Origin of the sequence: Halalkalibacter oceani (genome assembly GCF_023715705.1) — a bacterium.
GTDB classification, from domain to species: Bacteria; Bacillota; Bacilli; order Bacillales; family Bacillaceae_D; genus Halalkalibacter; species Halalkalibacter oceani_A.
On the sequence record NZ_JAMBOS010000010.1, the window covers coordinates 118,758 to 126,262 of the forward strand.

At 51.7% G+C, this 7,505-nt stretch carries 6 protein-coding genes; all 6 read left to right on the forward strand.

All coding sequences use genetic code 11. The features are described from left to right. The first annotated feature begins 48 nt into the window (after nucleotides 1–48). The 6 genes from selB to M3212_RS11775 all read left to right on the forward strand — a co-directional run bounded on the left by selB (nucleotide 49) and on the right by M3212_RS11775 (nucleotide 7,237). Nucleotides 49–1,950: a selenocysteine-specific translation elongation factor gene (gene selB, locus M3212_RS11750; protein ID WP_251194167.1), complete on the forward strand. Its 1,902-nt coding sequence runs from the start codon at nucleotides 49–51 to the stop codon at nucleotides 1,948–1,950. Beyond that, nucleotides 1,940–2,977 (forward strand): glycosyltransferase, encoded by a 1,038-nt coding sequence (locus M3212_RS11755; protein WP_251194168.1) that lies wholly within the window; start codon nucleotides 1,940–1,942, stop codon nucleotides 2,975–2,977. The genes selB and M3212_RS11755 overlap by 11 nt, the downstream gene beginning before the upstream one ends. 87 nt (nucleotides 2,978–3,064) lie before the next feature. Then, a complete protein-coding gene (gene phnD, locus M3212_RS11760; RefSeq protein WP_251194169.1) occupies nucleotides 3,065–3,991 on the forward strand; it encodes a phosphate/phosphite/phosphonate ABC transporter substrate-binding protein in 927 nt (308 codons plus the stop codon). Between the two features lie 6 nt (nucleotides 3,992–3,997). Next, on the forward strand, nucleotides 3,998–4,759 hold the full coding sequence (gene phnE, locus M3212_RS11765; protein WP_251194170.1) for a phosphonate ABC transporter, permease protein PhnE: 762 nt from the start codon (nucleotides 3,998–4,000) through the stop codon (nucleotides 4,757–4,759). Between the two features lie 32 nt (nucleotides 4,760–4,791). Next, nucleotides 4,792–5,526: a phosphonate ABC transporter ATP-binding protein gene (gene phnC / locus M3212_RS11770; protein ID WP_251194171.1), complete on the forward strand. Its 735-nt coding sequence runs from the start codon at nucleotides 4,792–4,794 to the stop codon at nucleotides 5,524–5,526. Nucleotides 5,527–5,632: 106 nt separating this feature from the next. Next, nucleotides 5,633–7,237, forward strand: coding sequence for a catalase (locus M3212_RS11775; protein WP_251194172.1), 1,605 nt, complete (start codon nucleotides 5,633–5,635; stop codon nucleotides 7,235–7,237). Nucleotides 7,238–7,505: the final 268 nt, after the last annotated feature.

A 7,505-nucleotide genomic window follows, 5' to 3' on the forward strand; every position in this document is an offset into this window, starting at 1 on the left:
GATGGAGCGTGAGACAGTTGACGCTTTGGAAAGAGGGATTTTGACATTATGAAGCATTACACGGTTGGAATGGCGGGTCATATTGATCACGGCAAAACGACGCTGACGAAGGCATTGACCGAGGTTGATACGGATCGGCTTAAAGAAGAGAAAGAACGGAACATTTCGATTGAGCTTGGCTATGCGCCGCTGACACTGACGGACCAGATGGAAGTATCGTTAATTGACGTCCCGGGCCATGAACGCTTTATTCGTCAGATGATTGCCGGTGTGGCCGGTATCGATCTTGTCATCCTTGTCGTCGCCGCGGATGAAGGTGTCATGCCGCAAACACGGGAACATCTCGATATTCTCCGCCTTCTGGGGATCGAAAAAGGAATCATCGTCATCACAAAAATCGACCGCGTCGATGAGGATGTGCGTGAACTGGCGGAACTCGATATTCGTGACGCTGTCGAAGGAACATTTCTCGAAAAAGCTGAGCTGTTTTTTGTCGACAGTGTAACGGCGACGGGGATCGATGAATTGAAGGAGGGTCTGATAAGACAGCTGCGCGAGACAGAAAGCCGTGAGTCTGGCGGCTCTTTCCGTTTGCCGATTGATCAGGTTTTTACCGTGCATGGACAGGGAACAATTGTACGAGGGACGGTTTATGAAGGCGCCGTTTCGGAAGGGGACATGCTTGAACTATTACCGCAAAACAAGCTCGTGCGTGCCCGCCAGCTGCAAGTTCATCATCAGGCGCGCAAGCAAGGACAGGCGGGGCAGCGCGTCGCCATTAATCTTGGTAGAATCAGCAAGGAGGAGATCAGGCGCGGCGACGTACTGGCGAGCAGCGGACAGTATGAAACGACGACAACGATTGATATTGCGTTAACGACGGTTGCGTCGCTTAAGCTGCCAGTTAAGCAGCGGAGCGCGGTGAAGCTCCATCTCGGCACGGCTGAGGTATTCGGAAAGATTGTCTTTTTTGACCGTAATGAGCTGACAGACGGGAATCGCGAGCTTGTTTGCCAGCTGCGCCTTGACCGTCCGCTCGTGACGAAAAGAGGGGACCGCTTTATTTTACGGCGTCCAACACCGATGGAAACGATCGGTGGCGGTGTCGTGATTGACGCCGCAGCGGGTAACTATCGGTTCGGGCAGGAAACGGTGAACATGCTCGAACAGAAACAGACAGCGACGCCGGAGGAGCAGCTCGATCAGCTTCTAATGGAAAGGAAGCTCGTCGACATTTCAGAAGCCGCTGCTGTTTTGCGGTTGACGGAGCCGGCTTTTTACGAATGGGTAGGCGCCCATCAAACAATTGTTGTGGCAGCCGGTGAAGTGACGAGCAAAAGCGTTGTCGAGACGCTACGCCAGGAGCTGCAGGCCGAGCTGGATGATTATCATAGCGCTCACCCGCTGCGGACCGGAATAAAAAAAGCTGAGCTGCTGCAAAGCTATCAAGGAAGGTATCCGGCCCGTTTACTGGAGTGGCTGCTTGAAGATTCACGCGAAGAAGCATTCGAGCGGCGAGGTCCGTATGTCGCCCTCGTTAGCCATACTGCCCATCCGCCGGCACAGTGGCGGAAGCGGGTCGAGCAGGCGCTTGCGGCGATCAAAGAGGAAGGGATGAACGTCACGCCATTACCAGATCATTTTGAGCGTCAGCAGCTGCCAGCCTCGTTGATTGACGAGCTGACCCATTATGTGCATGAGACGGGGCGATTGTATCAGCTCGATGACAAGCATTCAGTTGATGCCGCCGTTTTTAACGAATACGTGAGTCAATTAAAAGCAGGGACGGATGCCGAGTTCACCTTGCAGGAGGCGAAGGAAATCAGCGGGCTGTCGCGCAAATATCTCGTTCCTCTTTTAGAAAAAATGGATCAAGTCGGGCTGACTGCGCGTCGTGATCAGCTCCGCAGATGGCGCGATAAAGGAGAGTCAATTGAACATGAAACTTAAGCATCTCTTCTTTTTTACACCATACTATGAACAAAATCGCGGGAACTCGACGACCGCGAAGCGGATTGTCGCCGGGCTGACGGCAAGAGGCATCAAGGTTACGGTCTTTCCTTATGAAGAAGCAAGCTGGGACGAGGAGTGGGCCAAGCGTTTTGCCGCAGCGGATCTGTTTCATATTCTTCATTTAAGACGCTTTGCCGAATGGCGCAAGTACAAGGAGGGTCTTGCGTTTTTGCAGCCGTATGTCCTGACATCGGGAGGCACCGACGTCAATGAAGATTTGAAAAACAGAGAGGCGGCGAAGCTGATTCAGTCCGTCACCAATCAATCGTGTGCGATTACCGTTTTTAGTGAGGATGGGCGCAGCAAGCTGCTTCACGCCTATCCTGAATTGGCTGAACGCATTTATGTCATTCCGCAAAGCGCCTGGTTGCCGGACCCGTCTCATGAACCACAGATTCCGATACATCCGGGCTGGCCGAAGCTGCTGCTGCCGGCTGGATTACGCCCTGTAAAGGATGTCTTTTACATATGGGATGAATTAACGCGCATGCGGGAAAAATGGCCGGAGCTGTCGTTTACGATCATCGGCGCAGCCCTGGATGATAAGCTGCTCGCAGAGGTAGAGTGGCGCCGACAAAAGTATGACTGGTTTCACTATATTCAGGAAGTGCCGCTTGCCTGTATGCGTTCCATCTACGAGCAGTTCGATCTCGTTTTGAACTTGTCAAAGTCAGAAGGACAGCCGATGGCGTTGCTGGAAGCGATGGCTCTTGGTAAGCCGGTTGTGGCCCGGCGGAATCCGGGGAATGAAAGCATTCTTACAGATCGTGAGACAGGGCTGCTGTTTGAACAGCCGGAGCAGTTTCCCGCGCTCGTCGAACAACTGCTGGAGGATGACGGATGGCGTCGGCAGCTGAGTGAACGGGCTCGGCAGTTTGTGGAAACGAAGCATTCCCTCGAGCAGGAAATAAAGGCGTTTCTGGCTGTATATGATCACTGCCTGCAACGGGCAGACAGAAAGTGACAGACAAGGATAAATCCTTTACAAACGGTTGTCTTGGTGGTAGATTTTACAAGGCAATAACCGAAATGATAAGAAGGTGGAGAACAGATGAAAAAATGGTTAGTAACAGTAGGGGTTGTGCTTGCCTTGGCAGGCTGTGCCGGAGGAGAAACAGAGGAGCCGGCGGAAGGGACGGAGCAGCCGGAAGCAGAAGTGAGTGCAGAGCCGCTTGAGGTTGCTGTGATCCCGTCGCAAACGGTTGGTGAAATGCAGACAGGACTGGATCTGCTTGAAGAAAGACTCGCTGAGGGACTTGGCAGAGAAGTAAAAGTAGAGTCGTATCCGAATTATAATGCAGTTGTCGAAGCGCTTAATTTTAATCATATTGATTTAGCGTTCCTCGGCCCTTTAACGTATGTTATCGCTCATGAACAGAGCGGGGCAAAAGCGATTGTCACGCAGGAAGTTGAGGGCAGCCCATATTATTATTCCTATATGATTACGCATGCCGATGCACCATGGGAATCGCTTGATGAATTGCTTGAGGATGCCGCTGAGGTTGATTTAGCTTTTGCGAGCATTTCCTCGACGTCAGGTCATTTAATGCCAGGACTTGAGCTGCGTCAGCGCGGCTATTATGAGAGCGAGGATCAGCATCAATTTAATCAGGTTCAATTTGCCGGTTCACATGATATCGTCGCTTCGCTCGTTCAGGAGCAGACGGTAGATGCTGGCGCAATCGACAGTGCGATTTTGGAAGCGCTGATGAAGGAAGCAGATGCCAATGGCGGTTCCTTGCGTGATGATGTGAAGATTATTTGGCAGTCGGAGCAGCTATATCAATACCCATGGGTCGTTCCGTCCGAAATGGATGACGAGACGATTGCCGCTATTCAGGAGGCGTTTTACCAAATTGATGATCCGGAAATCCTGCAAATTTTCGGTGGGGCCTCTGCTTTTGTCGAAGCCGATCACAGCCAATATGCTGATGTGCTCGAGGCCGCCCGGGAATTTGATATGCTGACGTTGGAATAGATTGCCATGGTTTGGTTTCGGAAACGCTATATCATTTATGTGATCCTGCTCCTTGTCGCCTGCTGGTGGAGCATGCGGATAACGGGGTTTGACCTGCGCCAGCTTGTCCAGCTCGGCAACATGTTTGAGATGCTGGCGACCCGCTTCTTTCCAATTGAGTGGTCGCTTTTGCCACGCATGGCCTACCACAGCATCGTCACATTGGCCGTCGCTTTTTTAGGCTCGCTGCTCGCTCTGCTGATCGCGCTGCCTGTCAGCTTTCTCGCCGCGCAAAATACGAGCGGTTCAATCGGTGTTTACGGAACGAGCCGTTTTGTGCTAAGCGGCCTGCGTTCGATTCCTGAAATTGTTTTCGGCCTGCTTTTCGTGACCGTGTTAGGCCTTGGCCCGTTTGCTGCGGTGCTGGCGATCATTCTTCATAATATCGGCGTGCTCGGCAAGCTGATCGCCGAGCTGATCGAATCGGCCGACCCCGGTCCGCAGGAGGCGATGAAGTCAATCGGCGCGACGAAATGGGTTGCCAACTTATTTGCGATTTTGCCGCAAATCTGGCCGAATGTTCTTTCGCATTATTTTTACCGCTTTGAAGTGGCGATCAGAACGTCGTTGATTCTCGGCTTTATTGGCGGCGGCGGAATCGGCCAGCAATTATTTAATCATTTTCAGAGCTTTTATTATACGGCGGTGGCTCTTGATATTATCTGTATCATGGCGCTTGTGCTTCTCGTTGATTTTATTGGCGGGCGCATCCGGGCGCGGGTCATTTAGCCGTGATCACGGTCAGGAAGGAGAGGATGTCGATGTTGGAGCTGACCGATGTCGTAGTCCGCTATCCGAAAGTGGCAGAGCCGGCGCTTGATCGGCTCTCGTTATCGTTTGAAAAGGGCGAATTTGTTTGTGTGCTTGGAAAAAGCGGAGCCGGGAAGTCAACCTTCATCCGGACGATCAATCGTCTTCAGCCCGTCTCCTCCGGTTCGGTTCAATTTGAAGGACAGGAGCTGACGGCGCTCTCAGAAGCGCAAATGAGAGTTGTCAGACGGGAGATGGTGATGATTTTTCAGCATTTTCATTTAATCCCGCGAATGACGGCTTTTCAAAACACGCTTACCGGGTTATTTGGACGGCGGCCGGCATTGAAAAATCTGCTCGGTCTGTTTTCAAAAGAAGAAAAGCAGCGCGGACGACTGGCGTTGGAGCAGGTCGGCCTGGAGCGTCACGGTGATAGACGGGTTGAAGCGCTGAGCGGTGGGCAGAAGCAGCGGGTTGGCATCGCGCGCGCCCTGCTTCAGGAGCCGAAGCTGTTGCTTGGAGATGAGCCGGTGGCGAGCCTTGATCCAGTGACTTCTCGTCATATTTTCACGCTTTTACGCGATATTCATGAGCAACAGGAACTGCTGTCGATTGTCAATGTTCATGATGTCGGCCTGGCGAAGGAATTTGCGACGCGGATTATTGCTTTAAAAGACGGTCAGCTGCTTTTTGATGGTAAACCTGATGCGCTCGATGAGGCGACGTTTTCTATGATTTATCAATAGAAACAGTGGTGCAGGCATTATCCAATCTTTTGAAAAAAAGCTGAATTTTACTCATGTTTTCCTTTTTGTCGGGCACACTTGTATTGTACAAAAAGGAGGGATTTGAGTGAAAAAGAAAGACGAAGAGCATCAAACGGCACCGCTCGGCACCGGGGAGTCGGCCGAATCGTTAACGAACCGACAGGGGCATCCGGTAACCGACAATCAAAATGTGAGAACGGTCGGGAACAGAGGTCCGACGACGCTCGAAAACTACGATTTCCTCGAAAAGATTTCGCATTTTGACCGGGAGCGAATTCCGGAGCGCGTCGTCCATGCCCGCGGAGCCGGTGCGCATGGCTATTTTGAAGCGTACGGAAAAGTTGGCGACGAGTCACCCGCGCGTTACACACGGGCGAAGCTGTTTCAGGAAAAGGGAAAAAAAACACCGGTATTTGTCCGCTTTTCGACGGTCGTCGGCGCGCGTGAATCGACAGAAACAGCCCGCGATCCGCGCGGTTTTGCCGTGAAATTTTATACGGAAGACGGCAACTGGGATCTTGTCGGAAACAATTTAAAGATTTTCTTTATTCGTGACCCGCTGAAGTTTCCTGATATGATTCATGCGTTTAAGCCGGATCCGGTGACGAATATTCAGGACCCTGAACGGATGTTTGATTTCGTTTCGCAGTCTCCGGAAGCGACGCATATGATTACCTTCGTATTTTCGCCGTGGGGCATACCGGCCAACTACCGTCAAATGCAGGGGTCTGGCGTCAACACCTACAAATGGGTGAACGAAAAGGGCGAAGCGGTACTGGTTAAGTATCATTGGGAACCGTTAAAGCAGGGAATTAAAAACTTAACGCAAAAGGAAGCGGAGCAAATTCAGGCGACAAACACGAACCATGCGACTCAGGACTTGTTCGAAGCGATTGAGAATGGTGACTACCCTGAATGGGAGCTCTGTGTGCAAATTATGAGCGATGAGGAGCACCCGGAGCTTGATTTTGATCCGCTTGATCCGACAAAGCTGTGGCCGGCGGAGCAGTTTCCTTTCCTTCCTGTCGGCAAAATGGTGTTAAATAAAAACCCTGAAAATTACTTCAATGAAGTCGAGCAGGCGGCGTTTGGCACCGGGGTGCTCGTCGACGGGCTTGATTTTTCGGATGATAAGCTTCTTCAAGGCCGTACCTTTTCGTATTCTGATACTCAGCGTTACCGTGTCGGTTCAAATTATTTACAGCTGCCGATTAACTCGCCGGAAAAACGCGTGGCGACAAATCAGCAGGGCGGCCAAATGGAATATCATGTTGATGCCGCTCCGGGTCAAAACCCGCATACGAACTACGAGCCGTCGTCATTAGGCGGGCTGACGGAAGCTGAACAGATCGGCGATGTCCATAAACCGCACTACGACGATAAGCTCGTCCGCGAGCCGATTGACCGACAGAATAACTTCGGGCAGGCCGGCGATACGTACCGCAGCTTTGAGCCGTGGGAGCAGGATGAGCTGATTTCAAACCTTGTCGATGCTTTGTCCGTCTGTCAGCCGCATATTCAGGAGAAGATGATCGAGCATTTCACAAAGGCCGACGAGGAGTACGGTCGTCGTGTCGCCGAAGGATTGAAGGCGGCAGGGAGCAAGAGTAAGGGACACACCAGTTCCAAGCAGGCTGACGAAGCTGTCGACAAGTCGCAGAAGCTCGGCCACGAAGCCGACCGCTACTAGCTCGCGGGCGATCTTCCTTGTGAGTTAGGCGCTGAAAAAATAGAACAAGACGAACCTCCGTGCATGAGCGAAAATGAATGTAGATCTTCGCACCGTTTTTAAGGGCTGCGGCAAAAGGTATTTTCCTTTTGTCGCAGCCTTTTTTTGTAAAAAGAAAACCCTAGGCTAGGCCTAGGGTTCCGGAAAGCTTCCAGCGAGGTATGAAAAAAACTCCTTCGTGATGCTACGATATATGTGGTTCGCCAACCAATATATCAAGCAAATGGAG